The sequence below is a fragment of the Streptococcus jiangnanensis genome (assembly GCF_040888325.1).
GTDB classification, from domain to species: Bacteria; Bacillota; Bacilli; order Lactobacillales; family Streptococcaceae; genus Streptococcus; species Streptococcus jiangnanensis.
Map to the genome: position 1 here is coordinate 289,596 of NZ_JBFNFF010000003.1, position 17,056 is coordinate 306,651.

General features: G+C 43.2%; 21 protein-coding genes, 1 pseudogene and 1 other annotated feature. Of the genes and pseudogenes, 3 read left to right on the top strand and 19 right to left on the bottom strand.

Annotated features, from left to right (window positions below; all coding sequences use genetic code 11):
• Nucleotides 1-6 precede the first annotated feature (6 nt).
• The 14 genes from cvfB to AB2B49_RS05950 form a co-directional block, all read right to left on the bottom strand.
• The gene (cvfB, locus tag AB2B49_RS05885; RefSeq protein ID WP_071850841.1) at nt 7-861 is read right to left on the bottom strand and encodes an RNA-binding virulence regulatory protein CvfB; all 855 of its coding nucleotides are present in this window, start codon (nt 859-861) and stop codon (nt 7-9) included.
• Between the two features lie 59 nt (nt 862-920).
• Nucleotides 921-1,478: a ribosome recycling factor gene (frr, locus tag AB2B49_RS05890; RefSeq protein WP_001262235.1), complete on the bottom strand. Its 558-nt coding sequence runs from the start codon at nt 1,476-1,478 to the stop codon at nt 921-923.
• A gap of 7 nt (nt 1,479-1,485) precedes the next feature.
• Nucleotides 1,486-2,223, bottom strand: coding sequence for a UMP kinase (gene pyrH / locus AB2B49_RS05895; RefSeq protein ID WP_000002996.1), 738 nt, complete (start codon nt 2,221-2,223; stop codon nt 1,486-1,488).
• 83 nt (nt 2,224-2,306) lie between these two features.
• Nucleotides 2,307-3,641: a methylenetetrahydrofolate--tRNA-(uracil(54)-C(5))-methyltransferase (FADH(2)-oxidizing) TrmFO gene (trmFO, locus tag AB2B49_RS05900; RefSeq protein WP_000083705.1), complete on the bottom strand. Its 1,335-nt coding sequence runs from the start codon at nt 3,639-3,641 to the stop codon at nt 2,307-2,309.
• 133 nt (nt 3,642-3,774) lie between these two features.
• Nucleotides 3,775-4,653, bottom strand: coding sequence for a 16S rRNA (cytidine(1402)-2'-O)-methyltransferase (gene rsmI, locus AB2B49_RS05905; protein ID WP_049505689.1), 879 nt, complete (start codon nt 4,651-4,653; stop codon nt 3,775-3,777).
• 2 nt (nt 4,654-4,655) lie between these two features.
• The gene (gene yabA, locus AB2B49_RS05910) at nt 4,656-4,973 is read right to left on the bottom strand and encodes a DNA replication initiation control protein YabA (RefSeq protein ID WP_000358229.1); all 318 of its coding nucleotides are present in this window, start codon (nt 4,971-4,973) and stop codon (nt 4,656-4,658) included.
• A gap of 145 nt (nt 4,974-5,118) precedes the next feature.
• On the bottom strand, nt 5,119-6,009 hold the full coding sequence (locus AB2B49_RS05915) for a DNA polymerase III subunit delta' (protein ID WP_049505978.1): 891 nt from the start codon (nt 6,007-6,009) through the stop codon (nt 5,119-5,121).
• The gene (tmk, locus tag AB2B49_RS05920) at nt 6,006-6,644 is read right to left on the bottom strand and encodes a dTMP kinase (RefSeq protein ID WP_049505980.1); all 639 of its coding nucleotides are present in this window, start codon (nt 6,642-6,644) and stop codon (nt 6,006-6,008) included. The genes AB2B49_RS05915 and tmk overlap by 4 nt, the downstream gene beginning before the upstream one ends.
• 120 nt (nt 6,645-6,764) lie before the next feature.
• The gene (gene proC / locus AB2B49_RS05925; protein WP_049505982.1) at nt 6,765-7,562 is read right to left on the bottom strand and encodes a pyrroline-5-carboxylate reductase; all 798 of its coding nucleotides are present in this window, start codon (nt 7,560-7,562) and stop codon (nt 6,765-6,767) included.
• A gap of 3 nt (nt 7,563-7,565) precedes the next feature.
• Nucleotides 7,566-8,828 (bottom strand): glutamate-5-semialdehyde dehydrogenase, encoded by a 1,263-nt coding sequence (locus AB2B49_RS05930; protein ID WP_049505983.1) that lies wholly within the window; start codon nt 8,826-8,828, stop codon nt 7,566-7,568.
• Nucleotides 8,829-8,837: 9 nt separating this feature from the next.
• Nucleotides 8,838-9,947 (bottom strand): glutamate 5-kinase, encoded by a 1,110-nt coding sequence (gene proB / locus AB2B49_RS05935; protein ID WP_000875730.1) that lies wholly within the window; start codon nt 9,945-9,947, stop codon nt 8,838-8,840.
• Nucleotides 9,948-10,048: 101 nt separating this feature from the next.
• The gene (locus tag AB2B49_RS05940) at nt 10,049-10,948 is read right to left on the bottom strand and encodes an RluA family pseudouridine synthase (protein ID WP_049505986.1); all 900 of its coding nucleotides are present in this window, start codon (nt 10,946-10,948) and stop codon (nt 10,049-10,051) included.
• Nucleotides 10,932-11,399, bottom strand: a complete 468-nt coding sequence (lspA, locus tag AB2B49_RS05945) for a signal peptidase II (protein WP_049505988.1) — start codon at nt 11,397-11,399, stop codon at nt 10,932-10,934. Before lspA ends, AB2B49_RS05940 begins: the two co-directional genes overlap by 17 nt.
• Nucleotides 11,396-12,304, bottom strand: coding sequence for a LysR family transcriptional regulator (locus AB2B49_RS05950; RefSeq protein ID WP_049505990.1), 909 nt, complete (start codon nt 12,302-12,304; stop codon nt 11,396-11,398). The genes lspA and AB2B49_RS05950 overlap by 4 nt, the downstream gene beginning before the upstream one ends.
• On the opposite strand from AB2B49_RS05950, the pseudogene AB2B49_RS05955 reads away from it, so the two are divergent.
• Nucleotides 12,297-12,371: pseudogene (locus tag AB2B49_RS05955) on the top strand (AraC family transcriptional regulator); the annotation flags it as partial. The gene AB2B49_RS05950 and the pseudogene AB2B49_RS05955 overlap by 8 nt on opposite strands.
• Before the next feature lie 164 nt (nt 12,372-12,535).
• Here AB2B49_RS05955 and rpmA read toward each other — a convergent pair.
• The 4 genes from rpmA to AB2B49_RS05975 all read right to left on the bottom strand — a co-directional run bounded on the left by rpmA (nt 12,536) and on the right by AB2B49_RS05975 (nt 14,393).
• Nucleotides 12,536-12,829 carry a 50S ribosomal protein L27 gene (gene rpmA / locus AB2B49_RS05960; RefSeq protein ID WP_000916509.1) on the bottom strand — a complete coding sequence of 98 codons (294 nt, stop codon included), beginning with the start codon at nt 12,827-12,829 and terminating at the stop codon, nt 12,536-12,538.
• 16 nt (nt 12,830-12,845) lie between these two features.
• On the bottom strand, nt 12,846-13,190 hold the full coding sequence (locus tag AB2B49_RS05965; protein WP_042902405.1) for a ribosomal-processing cysteine protease Prp: 345 nt from the start codon (nt 13,188-13,190) through the stop codon (nt 12,846-12,848).
• A gap of 15 nt (nt 13,191-13,205) precedes the next feature.
• Nucleotides 13,206-13,520 (bottom strand): 50S ribosomal protein L21, encoded by a 315-nt coding sequence (gene rplU / locus AB2B49_RS05970; RefSeq protein WP_049505993.1) that lies wholly within the window; start codon nt 13,518-13,520, stop codon nt 13,206-13,208.
• Between the two features lie 34 nt (nt 13,521-13,554).
• Nucleotides 13,555-13,642: a sequence feature (ribosomal protein L21 leader region), on the bottom strand.
• Between the two features lie 64 nt (nt 13,643-13,706).
• Complete coding sequence (locus tag AB2B49_RS05975) at nt 13,707-14,393, bottom strand: YoaK family protein (protein WP_049505995.1); 687 nt, start codon at nt 14,391-14,393, stop codon at nt 13,707-13,709.
• 155 nt (nt 14,394-14,548) lie between these two features.
• Between AB2B49_RS05975 and AB2B49_RS05980 the strand changes: the two genes are divergently transcribed.
• Entirely contained in the window at nt 14,549-15,526 is a 978-nt protein-coding gene (locus AB2B49_RS05980; RefSeq protein ID WP_049505997.1) for a Gfo/Idh/MocA family protein, read from the top strand.
• A complete protein-coding gene (locus tag AB2B49_RS05985; RefSeq protein ID WP_049505998.1) occupies nt 15,523-16,605 on the top strand; it encodes a DEAD/DEAH box helicase in 1,083 nt (360 codons plus the stop codon). Before AB2B49_RS05980 ends, AB2B49_RS05985 begins: the two co-directional genes overlap by 4 nt.
• Before the next feature lie 24 nt (nt 16,606-16,629).
• On the opposite strand, the gene AB2B49_RS05990 is transcribed toward AB2B49_RS05985, so the two are convergent.
• Nucleotides 16,630-17,007 (bottom strand): YwiB family protein, encoded by a 378-nt coding sequence (locus AB2B49_RS05990; protein WP_080980005.1) that lies wholly within the window; start codon nt 17,005-17,007, stop codon nt 16,630-16,632.
• Between the last annotated feature and the right edge of the window lie 49 nt (nt 17,008-17,056).

A 17,056-nucleotide genomic window follows, 5' to 3' on the forward strand; every position in this document is an offset into this window, starting at 1 on the left:
TAAGACCTAAATCAACTCTGTCCCAAACTGGTCTTGCTTGATTTTGCCAGCCTTCATCAAGCCACCGAGTGCTTTCTTGAACTGACCTTTAGAAATGCCAAAGGTGGCCTTGATGTCATCAGGAGATGACTTATCATTCAAGGTCATGAAACCGCCATTGCTTTCCAAGTAGGTCAAAATCATCTGAGCATCATTTTCCAACATTTCAAAGGAACGTGGTTTGAGGGAGAGGTTCAAGGTACGGTCCACTTCACGGAAACCGATGACCCGCGCATCTAACACTTGCCCCAAACGTGGCTCTGCGTAACGTTCGCTGGGATGGATAAAACCAAGCATGTTATTCTCTGGTAGGTAAACAAAAGTCCCTGACAGCTTGAGACGGTAAACAATAGCTGGCCAGTTTTGGTTCTGCATGTTGTTGTAGGCAGGACGAGCCAAACGTTGGAAGTCTTCCTGATACGCCAAGAGTCCCCAGATTCGGTCTTTCTTGTCCACTTCAAGACGGATGTAAAGTTTATCACCTTTCTTAGGCCAGAGTTCCTTGAGCTCAGGGAGGATATCGAGTGACACAACAATTTCCTTGTCAGGTAGACCGGTATCGACAAAGACACCCAAGTCCTTACGAACTTCTGTTACGGTTCCCCAGCCAAATTGGTCCTGAGTGGCAGTCACTTCTAGAGTGGTCAAGCGGAGTTTTTGCTTCATATCCGTGTAGGCAAAACCTTTGACCGAATCCCCTACCGTATGCTGACCTTCTTCCTTGGCAAGAGCATAGGTCTGACCATCCTTTTGCACAAAGTAAAAACGGTCATTTTCATCGATGATGAGTCCAACGATAAAACTTGCAAGATTTGTATTCATATTTCCTTCTTTCGAATAAAACTCAGCCAGCAATGCCAACTGAGTTTTTCTGTTTATTTTTAGACTTCCAAGATTTCTTTTTCTTTATTGGCAGTCATGTCGTCGATGTGTTTCACAGCGTCGTCTGTTACTTTTTGAATATCTTTTTCAAGAGTCTTCAATTCGTCTTCAGTGATTTCTTTTGCTTTTTCTTGCTTTTTAGCTTCGTCCATAGCGTCGCGGCGGATATTGCGGACAGCCACTTTAGCATTTTCTCCGACCTTCTTCACTTCTTTAGCAAGGTCACGACGAGTTTCTTCTGTAAGAGCTGGGATAACCAAGCGGATCACAGAACCATCATTAGCTGGTGTGATACCAAGGTCAGAAGCGTTTAAGGCACGTTCGATGTCTTTCAATGAAGACTTGTCAAATGGTGTTACCAACAAGACACGCGCTTCTGGAATGGTAATAGAAGCGATTTGGTTAAGAGGAGTTTCTACTCCATAGTATTCTACGTGGATACGGTCTAGTAAGCTTGCGTTGGCACGACCGGCGCGGATACCACCAAATTCACGAGCAAGTGATTGGTGAGACTGGGTCATTCTCTCTTTAGCTTTTTCTACAATTGCATTAGCCATAATTTTCTTATTCCTTTTCTTCGATATTGTTTGAAACTGTTGTTCCGATATTTTCACCAAATACGACACGTTTGATGTTGCCTGGTTGGTTCATATTGAAGACAACCAAGTCAATGTCGTTATCCATTGAGAGGGTTGAAGCAGTTGAGTCCATGATACGAAGACCTTTATTGATAACATCACGGTGGGTCAATTCTTCAAACTTAACGGCTGTCTTGTCTTTCTTAGGATCGGCATTGTAAACACCATCTACGCCATTTTTCGCCATAAGGATGGCATCCGCTTCGATTTCAGCTGCACGAAGGGCCGCTGTTGTATCGGTTGAGAAGTAAGGTGAACCAATACCAGCACCAAAGATAACAATACGACCTTTTTCAAGGTGGCGAAGAGCACGTCCACGTACATAAGGTTCTGCCACTTGTTGCATCGCAATGGCTGTTTGTACACGCGTATCGACACCAACTTGTTGCAATGAATCTGCCATCACAAGAGCATTCATCACGGTCCCAAGCATTCCAGTGTAATCAGCCTGAACGCGGTCCATTCCAGCTTCTGCAGCAGGTTCTCCGCGCCAGAGATTTCCTCCACCAATAACAAGGGCAATTTCGATACCTAAGCTATGAACTTCTTGAATCTCTTTTGCGATTGTTTGAACTGTTTGGATATCAATCCCTACGCCACGTTCACCGGCAAGGGCTTCACCTGATAACTTGATTAAAATACGTTTATACTTGGGGTTCGCCATTTTTACTCTCCTTTTTCTATCCTACCTATTTTATCACAATTTCTAAGATTTTTATAGTATCATGAGCAATTCTTTGAAAAAAATTAGACAGTTAAAAATTCCTCTAAGTCGGTAAGGGCACGCTCTGCAATTTTTTCATAACGAGCCTTCTTATCACGGATACGCTCGCCATCCAATTCCTTGATAATCCCAAAATTGACATTCATTGGTTGGAAATGTTTGCTATCAGCGTGAGTGATATAATGAGCTAAACTTCCGATTGCAGTTGTCTCTGGGAAGATTGCTTCACTTTCACCCTTGAAGAGACGAGCCGCGTTAATCCCCGCAACTAATCCTGAAGCTGCTGACTCAACATAGCCTTCCACACCCGTCATCTGACCAGCAAAGAAGAGGTTGGGTTGTTTCTTAGAACGATAGGTTTGCTCAAGAAGATTTGGTGAATCCATATAAGAATTGCGATGCATGACCCCATAACGGACAAACTCAGCATTTTCAAGACCTGGAATCATTTGGAAGACACGCTTTTGTTCACCCCATTTGAGGTGGGTTTGGAAACCAACGATATTGTAGAGGCTACCAGCCGCATTGTCCTGACGAAGCTGGACAACTGCATACGGTGTTTTGAACTCCCCGTCACGAGGGCCTGTATAATCGTCTGGATACTCCAAACCGACTGGCTTCATCGGACCATAAAGCATGGTTTTAATGCCACGCTTAGCCATGACTTCGATAGGCATACAACCTTCAAAGTACTTTTCTTTTTCAAACGAATTGAGCGGGGCTTCTTCCGCATTGATCAATGCTTCATGGAAATCCATAAATTCTTGCTTGGTCATAGGGGCATTGAGGTAGGCTGCTTCTCCCTTGTCATAACGAGACTTGAGATAGACCTTGCTCATATCGATGGTATTGACATCGATAATCGGCGCCGCCGCATCGTAGAAATAGAAACCATCACCGTCATTAAGGGCATGAATCTTTTCAGCTAGGGCATCGCTGGTTAAAGGACCAGTAGCGACAACTGTAATAACATCAGTCGGCAATTCTGTAATTTCATCACGAACCACTTCAATCAAGGGGTGATTAGCCACTTTTTCAGTCACCATTTGAGAGAAACCATCACGGTCCACCGCAAGGGCTCCACCAGCAGGAACACGTGTAGCTTCAGCAGATTCCAAGATAACAGAACCCAAGCGACGCATTTCTTCCTTGAGAAGCCCAACTGCATTGGTCAAAGCATCCCCACGTAAGGAATTGGAACAAACCAATTCAGCAAAATTGTCTGTTTTGTGCTGAGGTGTTGACTTGACCCCACGCATTTCATAAAGTTTAACTGGAATACCGCGTTCTGCGATTTGGTAAGCTGCTTCAGAACCTGCCAAACCAGCACCGATAACATTGATATAAGATTGAGACACGACACTAATACCTCTTTGGGTGGAACCTAAGTTCATATCAAAACAAGCTACTAGACTGTTTGACACCCACAAATCTTTCTAATTTTTCTTCTACTAGTATAACAAAAAAAGGGAAGATGGCAAACTTCCCTGTTTAGTCATTTTCTTGATTTTCTTCCCATTCGTGGTAGGCAGCGTAGAGTTGGCTTTTATTCCACTGGTAGAGTTTCGCAACTTCCTTAATGGCTTGATTTTTCTTCATGCCTTGCTGGATACGAGATTGGATTTCTAAGAACAAGTCCTCCTCGTCCTTTTCTTCCACATCCTGACTGGCACCTTCAACGATGAGAAGGCATTCACCCTTGAGTGGTGTTTCAGCAATACTTTCTAGTAGCTCTGAAATCTTTCCTCGTTGGTATTCTTCATAGATTTTGGTCAATTCCCTGACCAAGACTACCGAGCGGTCACCGTAGACTTCTAGCATATTTTCAAATGTATCTGCCACACGATGAGGTGATTCATAGAAAATTTGTGTTTCAGGATAGTCTTTTTTTGAGTCGAAAAATTGCTTTTGCTGGCCTGATTTTCTCGGTAAGAAACCGTAAAAGATATGTGGTTGTGGTGCTAGGCCACTGGCAATCAAGGCAGAAATTCCAGCAGAGGCACCCGGAACTGTAACAACTGCGATTTCTTCCTCAATAGCTGCCTTGACCAAATCATGCCCAGGGTCCGAGATACTAGGCAGACCCGCATCGGAAACTTGAGCAATACTTTGTCCCGCTTTCAAAAACTCAATCAAATCAGGAATCTTTTCCTTGGCATTGTGCTCGTGAAAACTAATCTGCTTGGTGGAAATGTCAAAATGCTTGAGCAAAAGCCCCGTATTGCGCGTGTCCTCAGCCGCAATCCAATCCACCTCTTTCAAGGTCTGGATGGCACGAAAAGTCATATCGTCTAGATTTCCAATCGGCGTTGCTACTAGGTAAAGCTTGCCATAGGAAGATTGTCCCTTAAAACTTTTTTGAATCTGCATGCCTACTCCCTGTATAACAACTCGTCACAGAACATACATTCCTCGTCCTGTTCTCGACGTTGTCCATAAAAATCATTACATACGTGAAAACCGTCTTTATAGATTCGGCGGACACTTTCACGAACATGCTTAGCCTTGACGGGAGTATCTGCTTCCACCTCGCCTAAGCGTTCGCGCAACTTACTATTTTCCAAGCGAAGAGCTGTATTTTCCTCTACCAGGCTCTTGAGATTTTTCTTGATGGCTTCCACATCGGCCAAGGTCACCAGTAATTGTTGGGAAAAATCATCCAGCGCGTCAAATAATTCTTTTTTGTCCATAAACCAGCCCTTTCCTTTCTATATCGTTCATTTTTAATACTCAATGAAAATCAAAGAGCAAACTAGGAAACTAGCTGCAGGCTGTACTTGAGTACGGCAAGGCGACGTTGACGTGGTTTGAATTTGATTTTCGAAGAGTATGAGTTTATATTTCTTTCAAGACCAGGTATTCCATGGCGTTTTGAAAGCTGACATTAGCCTGCCACATTTTTCTCGCTTCTAGTAAATCTTGTAAAATCTGTCGAATTCTTGCTTGCAAGAGATCCTGTCCACAGAGCACTTCGAGGATTCGCAAGACCTGATCTTGTTTTTCCTTGTCATCTGCAAAGCTGGCTAATTTAGCAACTTGCAGATAACTTTCTTTTTTCTTAGCTAATAACCAGGTCAGCAGGCGTTCGCTCTCATCCACCAAAGTCCAAAAACTAGCCTGATTGACCAACTTTTCAGCTTCAGCACGCGATTGACTAAACTGGGCTAAAAGAGTTGCTTTTTTCTTGACCATACCTGCTTGTTCTAATTGATGGATGAGCTTTTCTTCTTGCTTTTTAAAATGGAAAATCTGGGTCCGACTACGAATTGTTGGCAAGATTTTTTCCTCATCGCTGGTCAAGAAGAAAATGTAAACCTCACTCTGGGGTTCTTCGATGACCTTGAGCAGAGAATTAGCCGCGTTGGGATGCATTTTCTCAGCTTGCTCGATAATAAAAACCTGCTGCTGGCTTTCAATCCCTGCTTGGGAAAACTGACCCACCAATTCTCGAATGCGTTCTGTCTTGATGACCTGATTGACTGGCTTGATTAAAGTAACATCGGGAAATTCTTCCTGTTCAATCAGCTTGCAGTTTCGGCATTTCTCACATGGTAGAACGCCTACTTTATCCGTACAAAAGAGGCTCTTAGCCAAAAACTGCGCCATTTCCAAGCTTCCAAAGAAACCTGAAAAGAGATAGGCGTGATTGAGCTGGTCTTGTTCTAGAATACGGACAAAGCGGTCAAACTGGTCTGGCTGCCAAGCTTTTAGTTGTTCTTGTTTCATTTAGCCAAGCCCATTCTGTCAAACAAGACAGCCTTGGTAATTTCCACAACTTGCTCCAAAGGAAGACTCGCATCAATCTTGACAATGCGATTTCCTTCTTTGTCCAGAAGAGAAAGGTAGCCTTGACGGACTTTCTTGTGCAAGTCTAAGCCTTCCAAGTCCAAACGATTGACCTCGCGATCACTATTGGCAGCAATGCGAGCCAGCCCTTCTTCCACCTCAATGTCAAAATAAAGTGTCAAATCGGGTTTGAGGCCATCCGTCGCAAAGTGATTGAGCCAATCAATGGCATCAATATCCAAGCCACGGCCAAATCCCTGATAAGCAACAGAACTATCGATGAAGCGGTCCATAATGACCAACTTGCCAGCTTCAAGTGCTGGAAGAACTTTTTCCACCAAGTGCTGTCTACGACTGGCGATATAGAGAAGGAGTTCTGTTTTAGGATCCATCTGAGTATGACTTGGATCTAAAATCACTTCCCGAATCTTCTCCCCAATCAAGACTCCACCTGGCTCACGGGTCGTCAGCACCTCTACTCCATTTTCCTCTAAAATTGGGAGTAGAGCCTCTAAAACACTGGTCTTTCCTGCTCCCTCTGGTCCCTCAAGAGAGACTAAAAATCCTTTTGACATGTCTAACTCATTTCTTTTTTTCTACCTTCTATTCTATCAAAAAAATAGATTTTTGTGACAATCTTTTTGTGTATTCTCCATTCAATCGACCATAAAAGAGGCTGGGAGTCATCCAACCTCTTATTTACCTAGTTCTTGTGTTCGTTTGTAGGCTTGCTGAACTGCGTCCATGACGGTACCTCTAAAGGCATGTTCTTCCAGACTCGCTACACCCGCGATAGTCGAACCTCCTGGGCTGCAAACTTGGTCTTTCAAAACTCCAGGATGTTGCTGGCTTTCCAGAACCATTTGTCCAGCGCCGACTACTGTTTGGGCTGCCATTTTCAAGGACCTTTCTCTTGATAATCCTGTCTGCACACCTGCATCTGCCAAAGCCTCTATAAAGAGATAGACAAAGGCTGGTCCACAACCTGCAAGACCTGTCGCAGCATCAATCAAGCCATCTCCCAGCTCAACCAAAAGACCGGCCTTGGCCAATAACTGACAAAAGAGTTCCCTGTCCTCAGCACGACAATTTGCTGACATGGCATAACTAATCACTCCTTGGCCGATAGCAACTGGAGTATTGGGCATGATGCGAATGATACGATGTTGACTTGGCAGAAGACTCGCTAGTTTTTCTAAAGTCAATCCAGCCGCCATGGAAATCAAAAGAAGACTTTCTCTCTTTTCAAGGATGGTCTGATATTGAGAAAGCAAGTCTGAGAACTGAGCAGGCTTAACTCCTAGAAAGATTACATCTGCTTCTGCAAAAATTTCTTCATTGCTGGAAGCCTGACCACCGAAATTGGCGATGAAAGCATCTACTTTTGCTTGACTACGATTGGCAAGGAGAATCTGAGCACCCGTCTTGGCCTGCACAACAGCCTTAGCCAAGCTAGCTCCCATATTCCCCAAACCGATAAATCCAATCTTCATCTCTTACTCCCTTATCTGTCCGTTACCAGTAACCACATACTTGTAGCTGGTCAACTCTTTCAAGCCCATAGGCCCACGCGCATGCAGTTTCTGAGTAGAAATCCCCATCTCACATCCAAGACCAAACTGGCCACCATCAGTGAAACGAGTCGAGGCATTGACATAAACCGCTGCAGAGTCCACTTGATCTGTAAAGTAAGCTGCAGCTTCAGTATTTTCCGTCACAATGGCATCCGAATGATGGGTACTGTGGACTTCAATATGCGCAACCGCTTCTTCTAAACTACTCACAACCTTAACCGCTAGGATATAGTCTAAAAACTCGGTGTCAAAGTCTTGTGCCTCAGCTGCTCGACCTGAAACAAACTGACTTGATTGGCTATCCAAGCGGAATTGAATTGGTTCCAGTCCAGCTTCTTTCCGACTTGTAACCAGCACTTTCTCCAAGCGAGGAAGAAAACGTGCTGCCTTGTCTTCATGAACCAGCAAGACCTCCATAGCATTGCAGACAGAAGGACGACTGGTTTTAGCATTGTTGATGATAGACAGAGCCTTGTCTTCATCGGCATCCTTATCCACATAGACATGTACAATCCCAGTTCCTGTCTCGATAACAGGCACAATAGCATTTTCAACCACCGCATTGATCAAACCAGCACCTCCACGAGGAATGAGAAGATCTAAATAGCCCTTAGCCTTCATCATAGCATAGCTACTTTCACGACTGGTATCTTCCACTAGTTGAATCACCTCTGGATGTATGGTCGTTGTCTCCAAGCCCTTCTTCAAGGCTGTGACAATAGCATGAGCTGTTTGGTAGGCGTCCTTACCACTACGAAGAACGACCGCATTGCCACTTTTGAGAGCCAAAGCAGCCGCATCAGACGTCACATTTGGACGACTTTCGTAGATAATCCCAATAACCCCCATGGCCACACGCTTCTTGGTAATAACCAAGCCATTTTCAAGCTGACTTGTTTCTAGGACTTCACCGATAGGATCTGGTAAAGCAACCACTTCACGAATCCCTCTTGCCATCGCTTCTATACGTCCCTCATCCAAATAAAGACGGTCTAGCATGACATCTGAGATTTTCCCCTTGGCTGCTTCCATATCCAGAGCATTAGCCGCTAAAATCTCCTCAGTAGCTGCCAACAAGTGATCAGCCATGGCTAGCAAGGCTTGGTTTTTCACTGCTTCACTAGCAGTATTAATTGATTTCTTAACAGCCTGTACCTGCTCAAATTGTTCTTGTGTACTTACCATCGTTCACCTCTAAAATTCTGTAAAGAGCAGCTGGATTTCAGGAGTAATGGAAATCCAGTCATCACGGTGAATCAAGACTCCCTTAGCTTTTTGAGAACGGAGCATATCTTCTAGGGCTGAGACACCAAATTGGACACGTCCCTTTCCAAGAGATTGACCTGTTTCTTTATCTGCTACTGTTACAATATCGTGGTAAGAGAAGTTTCCTTCCACTTCTACCACGCCTGATAAAAGGAGACTTTTCCCGTTTTTTGAAAGTGCCTCTGCAGCTCCACCATCTACCCAAATCGTTCCTTGGCTTTGAGCATAGAAGGCCAGCCATTGTTTCTGGGTACGAAGTCCCTTCTCTTGCGCAACAAAGAAGGAACCATCCTTGGTCTCCTCCGCTGCCTCAATCAGGGCATCAGATTTCATAGACGAGCAGATATAGACTGGCACCCCTGACTCCGTTGCAATCGTAGCCGCCTTGATTTTGGTTAACATTCCGCCTGTACCATTAGACGAACCTGCTCCACCAGCCATATCAATAATCTCACGATTGATAGTCTCGATTTTCTCCAAACGTTTGGCTGTTGGATCCGAATTAGGATTGCCAGTATAGAGACCGTCCACATCGGTCAAGAGAACTAAAAGGTCTGCTTGAACCATCGCCGCTACCTGGGCACTCAGAGTGTCATTATCACCCACCTTGAGCTCATCAATAACGACACTGTCATTCTCGTTGATGATGGGGATTGCACCACGATGAAGCAATACAGACAAGGCCTGATGGGCATTCTTATAACGACGTTTATCTACAAAATCATCCTGTGTCAGCAAGATTTGTGCAGAAACGATCTGGCGCATGAGGAGGTTGGTTGTATATTCCTCCAACAAAAGTCCCTGACCAACTGCAGCCGAAGCTTGTTTATCTGCAATCTTGGTCGGACGTTTTTTAAAACCCAAAGCTCCAAATCCAGCGGCAACTGCCCCAGATGACACTAAAATCAACTCATGTCCAGCCTCATGCAGCATAGCCAATTGCTGGGTAATTGCCTTTACTTTACTTCTTGATAAACTCCCGTCTTCATTTGTCAAGGAGGAGGTCCCCACCTTAAAGACGATTCGTTTGTACTTCATATTCTCACTCCGATTCTTCATATTTATCCATTATAACATGAATACTTTAAAATAGAAAAGACTTGAAATGAAAAAGGTTGAGACAAGACATCTCAACTCTTTTATCTATTCTCAGTTTTACGCAATCTTTCCAGCATTTCTTTAAAAATCTCTGGAATATCTGCTGTGAACTCCAAGGTTTCACCTGTTCTCGGATGAGTAAAACCTAGAGTCTTGGCATGGAGAAACTGTCCATGTCCTTTCAAAGTCTTACGAGGACCATAGACTTCATCACCAGCGACTGGATGGCCAATATAAGCCATATGAACACGGATTTGGTGGGTACGTCCTGTTTCCAGTTGCATCTCCACTAAGCTATAATCACCAAAGCGTTCCAAGACTTGAAAACGAGTCACTGCTGGCTTCCCTTTAGCAGTCACTGCCTGTTTCTTACGATCTTTTTCACTACGACCAATCGGAGCTTCAATCACACCACGATCATTGGGAAGATTGCCATGAACAATCGCCCAGTATTTGCGTAGAGACTTCTTATCCTTGAGTTCTTGGGCAAGTGCTAAGTGGGCCTCATCATTCTTCGCAATCATGAGGAGACCAGATGTGTCCTTGTCAATGCGGTGAACGATACCCGGTCGGAGAACACCATTGATACCTGACAAGTCCTTGATATGGTACATGAGGGCATTGACCAAGGTTCCACTAGTATGACCTGCGCTGGGATGAACCACCATCCCCTGAGGTTTATTTACGACGGCTACATCCTCATCTTGATAGATGATATCTAGCGGAATATCTTCAGCCACATACTCTAAGACCTCTGGTTCTGGCACATGGTAGGTGACGATATCCCCCTCTTGGACAGTGTATTTGGCTTTCTTGGCTTGCCCATTCACCAAAACTTGTCCTGCTTTGATTTGTTCATTCGCGAGACTGCGTGACAATTCTGTCAGATCTGACAGAGCCTTGTCTAGACGTTGCCCACCAGTTTCAATTTTTATTTCCATTTACTTCCTCTTTAAGCATTGCAATCAATAGAATAATGACACCAACTGTCAAATAGCTGTCAGCAACATTGAAAATCGCAAAGTTGATAAAGTCTAGGTGAAACATATCCACCACAAAACCTTGACTCATTCTGTCGATAAAGTTGCCCAGACCTCCCGCGATGATCAAAGTCAGTCCAAAAACTAGCCAGAGAGAATCCTCCATGTGTTTATGTAGATACCAAATGGCTCCTACCATGACGACCAGTGTAATGACAGCAAATAACCACTGCTGATCTTGCAGCATAGAGAAGGCTGCTCCTCTATTTTGCAGGTAGGTCAAGCTAACGAGATTGGGAATCCAAGACCGAACCTCTCCCAAAGGTATCTGTTGGACGACATAGGCTTTGACCCACTGGTCCAGTGCTATCAAGAGCAGTACAATGACTGCTACTATTCCTCTTTTTTTCATGATTTCCTCTTCTGATCAAAATATTCTTGCATAACCTCAACGAAAAGAGTCCCAGCTTGACTAAGCTCCACTTCCTCCCGTTTGACGTAGACCATTCGGTTGTCTAGATTATCCTTGAGACGAATGACTGTAATCCCATTAACACTGTCACTATCTAAAAATCCTGAACCTGTCGCATAAGCATTCGTTCGCTCCAAAATACCATTCAAAGTAGCACGGTCCGTCACATTAAACATCTGCGAGCTCGCGCTGGTGTCGACAAAGTTCTCTGAATAGTATAGATACTCATCCTTTTCCTGAGTGAAACGAACCGTTGGTAAATCCGCTAGGTCCTCCATGACCAATTCCTCTTTCTGTGCTAAAGGATGCCCTTCACGAAGATAAATGTGAGTCTGGAAAGGAATTAGTTCAATAACTTCTAAACCAAGCTTTTCAACCCGTTGCATGATGCCCTTTTTATTTTGGTTGTTGAGGTAGATAATCCCAATCTCACTATGTCCTTGGGCTACTTCGTCTAAAATTTGAACTGTGGTAGACTCAAAAATACGAAAGTTCTTATAATCAGGATAACGTTCTGAAAAGGCCGTAATGGTTGGTGGCAAGAAGTCATAGTGCTGGCTGGCAATGGAAAATTCATCCTTTTCTTCCTCAGGATTGGCATACTGATTTTGAAAAACATCGAAGCCTTTGACCAATTCTTGCGCTTTCTCATAAAATTCCATACCACGACGGGTCAAAAACGTTCCCGAACTAGTTCGACGGAAAATCTTAAACCCAAGCTCTTTTTCCAAATCGCGCACAGAAATAGACAGACTCGGCTGACTAACATACATCTTTTCAGCAGCTTCACGGAAAGTACCACTATTGGCAATGGCCACAACATAGCGTAATTGTTGAATGTTCATCTTTTACCCCCAACTTCTCTATCTGTTCATTATACCATATTTCAGAATTTTTCCAAAAAGGAAAAGATATCCATCACAAACTCAAAGCTAACTACTCTCTATTAAATTAAATATAGATATCAAAACAAAAAATAGGCTCTCCGAAAAATCGGAAAACCTTATTTTATGCTACTTCTAGCTTCCTCGCCTTTTCATTTTAAGGCTCGGGATAAAAAGGTTCACTGGACCTTTTTATTTTGCGATTGGGTAAACAGAAACTTGTTTTTTATCGCGACCTTTACGTTCAAAGCGTACTACGCCTTCAACTTTAGCGAACAAAGTATCGTCTCCACCACGTCCAACGTTTACACCTGGATAGATGTGTGTACCACGTTGACGGTAAAGGATTGATCCACCTGTTACAGTTTGTCCATCAGCTGCTTTAGCTCCAAGACGTTTCGCTTGTGAATCGCGTCCGTTTGATGTAGAACCTCCACCTTTTTTGTGGGCGAAAAGTTGCAAGTTGTTAAGAGTCATTTTTAACATAATGTTTTCCTCCGTGTTAGTTTTCTGTGATAACTCTGGTTTGGACGAACTCAGAAGAGTCCTCCGATAAGTTTGCCATACCTAAGAAAAATGATTCGAAGAATAACTGGGTCATTTCTCTCTGGTGTGAAGGAAGATCCGCTGGTATTTCAACCTTTAGATAGCCACCTTCATCTTCGTTTAATTCTAAGATTGGTTCATAGCCTGCAAATTTCTCAATGGAATTGACAAAGTTAATGGCAAGCGTAGAAACCGATGCACACACGACATCTAAGCCGTATTCGCCACTTTCGGCGTGTCCAGTAATTTCCGCACTCCTCAGCTCGCCATCTTCGGCTCTCTCAAAGACTGCTTGTATCATGTGTTCTCCTTAAAATTAAGCGTTGATCGCGTTGATGACAACTTTTGTATATGGTTGACGGTGACCTTGTTTACGGTGGCTACCTTTTTTAGGTTTGTACTTGTATGTAACAACTTTCTTTTGTTTTCCTTGTTTTTCAACAGTTCCAACTACAGTAGCTCCAGCAACAATTGGAGTTCCGACAACAGTGTTTTCACCACCAACAAGAACAACTTCGTTAAAAGTAACTTCTTGACCAGCTTCAACGTTCAATTTTTCAACGTAGATTGCTTGACCAACTTCAACTTTAACTTGTTTTCCGCCAGTTTTGATAATTGCGTATGTGCTCATTATGCACCTCCTATGATTTTTAGGGTTTCCCCGTATTTTTGTGAAGACTCGCCTAGCATCGTGGGACGAACCACTTTACACTCACTATGTGAGCAACGATGTTCGTGCGGTTGCACAGGACTGTGCATAGTCAACTCTTCAAGTATAGCATATCTTCTTTTTTCTTACAAGCGAAATCAATCAAATTTAAGCTTTTTCTTTCCCTTTTTTTCTCCAAGAAGCAAAAAGCATACTGAAGTAAAAGATACTCATCATAAGAGGAACACCTAGAATTGTCTTCTCCTGATAATAAATCGTCAAATAAGCTGAAAAAACAACTCCGAAGACAAAACTGCTAAGCAAGCTAACAAAAATCAAGCCCTCTCGTAGGAAAGGCGTATGCTTGGTCCGGAAATAATCTCCAAAAGCTAACATGGTTCGTTTGATATTCCCTGTCATAAAAGCATTATTATAGGCAATACCTGATACTTCTCCAAAAGCAGTTGTCACCAATCCCATACAAAAGGCCAAGGGCGGTACGAGATAGATATTATCAACCGTTTGCGGCACAAAGCCTATAATTAGGGACAGGACTGCAAGAGGAATCAAGGACAAAATCGGCTTTTTAACAATTCGTAGTTTTTCCTTATACAATGTCAGAAAAAAGACACCCATCATAAAGGACAACAAGGTCATTACTTTAGCACTGGCATCCGATACATTTTGTTGAATGAGTCCTACAGAAAGAAAAACGACATTCCCAGTCTGTCCAGCGACAAGGGTATTCCCTCGCACGATAAAAGTATAAGCATCGACATATCCTGCACAAAAAGTCAAAAAAAGCGCTAGTCGCTTAGACTGACGTGATATTTTCCTTATTGGTAATAATCTCATTTTCTCCCCCTTCTCATATCATCTACTTATCTAAATATTGTACCACTTTCTCCAAGAGATTCGTAGCCCATTTGAAAATTTTTACCATCTGTTGGATAGTCCTTCTTTTCTATGTTATAATGAAGGAAGGAATTGAAGTCGAAAAAGGAGTATTTATGCTTAAATTAGGTGTCATCGGAACAGGGGCTATCAGCCATCATTTCATAGAAGCAGCCCATGCTAGCGGAGAATACCAGCTGGTTGCAGTCTATTCTAGAAAACTAGAAACTGCCGCAACCTTTGCTTCTCGCTATGAAAATATCCAACTCTTTGATCAATTAGAAGACTTCTTTAAGTCTTCCTTTGATGTGGTCTATATCGCCAGTCCAAACTCCTTGCATTTTGTTCAGGCCAAGGCTGCCTTGTCTGCTGGCAAGCATGTCATTCTTGAAAAACCAGCTGTCACTCAGCCACAAGAGTGGCTGGATTTGAGACAGACAGCTGAGAAAAATAATTGTTTTATCTTTGAAGCTGCACGAAACTACCACGAGGAAGCTTTTACTACTATCAAAAGCTTTTTAGCAGACAAGCAAGTATTGGGAGCAGATTTCAACTATGCCAAGTATTCTTCCAAGATGCCTGACTTGTTGGCTGGACAGACTCCCAATGTCTTTTCAGATCGTTTTGCTGGTGGAGCCCTTATGGACTTGGGGATTTATCCTCTCTATGCTGCTATTCGCCTCTTTGGTAAGGCTCAAGACGCGACTTATCAGGCTCAACAGCTTGACAATAGCATTGACCTAAATGGAGACGGTATCCTCTTCTACACTAACTTTCAAGTTCATATCAAGGCTGGGAAAAACATCACTTCCAATCTTCCTTGTGAGATTTACACAGCAGATGGAACCTTGACCCTTAACACGATTGAGCATGCCCGCTCAGCTATTTTTAGCGACCACCAAGGAAATCAAGTCCAGCTCCCTATCCAACAGGCTCCTCATACGATGACTGAGGAAGTTGCTGCGTTTGCTCAGATGATCCAACAACCAGACCAGACACTTTACCAGAACTGGCTGGATGATGCAGGCTCTGTTCATGATTTACTCTATACCATGCGCCAGACTGCTGGCATTAGATTTGAGGCAGAAAAATGAAAACCAAACTACCGACTGAATGGCAAGAACTGAGCGACCAGCTCGGTTTCCAGGAATTTACCCCCATTCAAATTCAACTATTTGAGCCTATACTTGCTGGAGAAAACCTCCTGGGAGTGAGTCCAACAGGAACTGGTAAGACCCTCGCTTACCTCCTACCAAGCCTTCTCAGACTACAAAAGAAAAAAGCCCAACAACTCTTGATCCTAGCACCAAATACAGAACTGGCCGGACAGATTTTTGACGTGTGTAAAACCTGGGCAGAGGCTATCGGCTTGACTGCTCAGCTCTTCCTATCAGGTTCAAGTCAGAAACGTCAGATTGAACGCCTAAAAAAAGGACCAGAAATTCTAATCGGTACTCCTGGCCGTATCTTTGAGTTGATTAAATTGAAAAAAATCAAGATGATGAATGTGGAAACCATCATCCTGGATGAATTTGACCAATTGCTAGATGATTCTCAGATTCACTTTGTCGAGAAAATCACTCACTACGCACCTCGTGACCACCAACTCATCTACATGAGTGCGACGACCAAGTTTGACCAAGAAAAGATTGCGCCCAACACACATACCATTGATCTCTCTGATCAAAAACTAGACAACATTCAACATTTCTATATGCAGGTAGACCAACGTCACCGCGTTGATATGCTGCGAAAACTAGCTCATGTTGAGGATTTCCGTGGTCTGGTCTTCTTTAACAGCTTATCAGACCTTGGAAGTGCTGAGGAAAAATTACAGTATCGAGATGTCTTGGCCGTTTCCCTCGCTAGTGATGTCAATGTTAAGTTTAGAAAAGTTATCTTAGAAAAGTTTAAGGACAAGCAGCTAACCCTGCTCCTTGCAACTGACCTTCTGGCTCGTGGAATTGACATTGATAGCCTAGAATGCGTCGTAAATTTTGATGTTCCTAGAGATATGGAAACCTATACCCACCGTGCTGGCCGTACAGGTCGCATGGGAAAAGAAGGCTATGTTGTTACTCTGGTAACCCATCCTGAAGAACTTAAAAAACTCAAGAAATTCGCAAGTGTGCGTGAAATTGTCCTGAAAAATCAAGAACTCTATATTAAATAAGGTTGGCATTCGCCAACCTTTTTCTTATCCCCAAGTAATTTCTAATTGATAGCTGGCAAAGTGGTGTCCCTCTTGGTTTTGCAGTTGATAGGCTAGCTCAATCTTTTGCCCATCCAGTTTGTAGTGACTCGTTTGAATGATAAACTCCTGCATCCCCATTGGAGTCGGAATATAGGCTAAACTATCACTCTCCTTTAGAAATTTCATAATGGTCTTCGGATTGGAAAAACGGGTCATCACCAGTTCTTCTTCATGAAACTTGAGAACCACTTTTTCTTTTTCCTCATTATAAAAAAGCAGATAGCTATAATCCCCTTTTTCATGCACTTCAACGTCATAAAGCTGGTCAATCACTTCCAACTGCTCATCAAACTGAATCGTATTTCGCATCCGAATCTTCACATCAAATCCTCTTTCTTGTCTCTTGTCCTACTATTTTACCAAAAAGAGC

Excerpts from the sequence above, each read along its gene's own strand:
- cvfB (WP_071850841.1), bottom strand. The coding sequence starts at position 861 with ATGAATACAAATCTTGCAAGTTTTATCGTTGGACTCATCATCGATGAA.
- frr (WP_001262235.1), bottom strand. The coding sequence starts at position 1,478 with ATGGCTAATGCAATTGTAGAAAAAGCTAAAGAGAGAATGACCCAGTCT.
- pyrH (WP_000002996.1), bottom strand. The coding sequence starts at position 2,223 with ATGGCGAACCCCAAGTATAAACGTATTTTAATCAAGTTATCAGGTGAA.
- rsmI (WP_049505689.1), bottom strand. The coding sequence starts at position 4,653 with ATGCAGATTCAAAAAAGTTTTAAGGGACAATCTTCCTATGGCAAGCTT.
- yabA (WP_000358229.1), bottom strand. The coding sequence starts at position 4,973 with ATGGACAAAAAAGAATTATTTGACGCGCTGGATGATTTTTCCCAACAA.
- AB2B49_RS05915 (WP_049505978.1), bottom strand. The coding sequence starts at position 6,009 with ATGAAACAAGAACAACTAAAAGCTTGGCAGCCAGACCAGTTTGACCGC.
- tmk (WP_049505980.1), bottom strand. The coding sequence starts at position 6,644 with ATGTCAAAAGGATTTTTAGTCTCTCTTGAGGGACCAGAGGGAGCAGGA.
- proC (WP_049505982.1), bottom strand. The coding sequence starts at position 7,562 with ATGAAGATTGGATTTATCGGTTTGGGGAATATGGGAGCTAGCTTGGCT.
- AB2B49_RS05930 (WP_049505983.1), bottom strand. The coding sequence starts at position 8,828 with ATGGTAAGTACACAAGAACAATTTGAGCAGGTACAGGCTGTTAAGAAA.
- proB (WP_000875730.1), bottom strand. The coding sequence starts at position 9,947 with ATGAAGTACAAACGAATCGTCTTTAAGGTGGGGACCTCCTCCTTGACA.
- AB2B49_RS05940 (WP_049505986.1), bottom strand. The coding sequence starts at position 10,948 with ATGGAAATAAAAATTGAAACTGGTGGGCAACGTCTAGACAAGGCTCTG.
- lspA (WP_049505988.1), bottom strand. The coding sequence starts at position 11,399 with ATGAAAAAAAGAGGAATAGTAGCAGTCATTGTACTGCTCTTGATAGCA.
- AB2B49_RS05950 (WP_049505990.1), bottom strand. The coding sequence starts at position 12,304 with ATGAACATTCAACAATTACGCTATGTTGTGGCCATTGCCAATAGTGGT.
- rpmA (WP_000916509.1), bottom strand. The coding sequence starts at position 12,829 with ATGTTAAAAATGACTCTTAACAACTTGCAACTTTTCGCCCACAAAAAA.
- AB2B49_RS05965 (WP_042902405.1), bottom strand. The coding sequence starts at position 13,190 with ATGATACAAGCAGTCTTTGAGAGAGCCGAAGATGGCGAGCTGAGGAGT.
- rplU (WP_049505993.1), bottom strand. The coding sequence starts at position 13,520 with ATGAGCACATACGCAATTATCAAAACTGGCGGAAAACAAGTTAAAGTT.
- AB2B49_RS05975 (WP_049505995.1), bottom strand. The coding sequence starts at position 14,393 with ATGAGATTATTACCAATAAGGAAAATATCACGTCAGTCTAAGCGACTA.
- AB2B49_RS05980 (WP_049505997.1), top strand. The coding sequence starts at position 14,549 with ATGCTTAAATTAGGTGTCATCGGAACAGGGGCTATCAGCCATCATTTC.
- AB2B49_RS05985 (WP_049505998.1), top strand. The coding sequence starts at position 15,523 with ATGAAAACCAAACTACCGACTGAATGGCAAGAACTGAGCGACCAGCTC.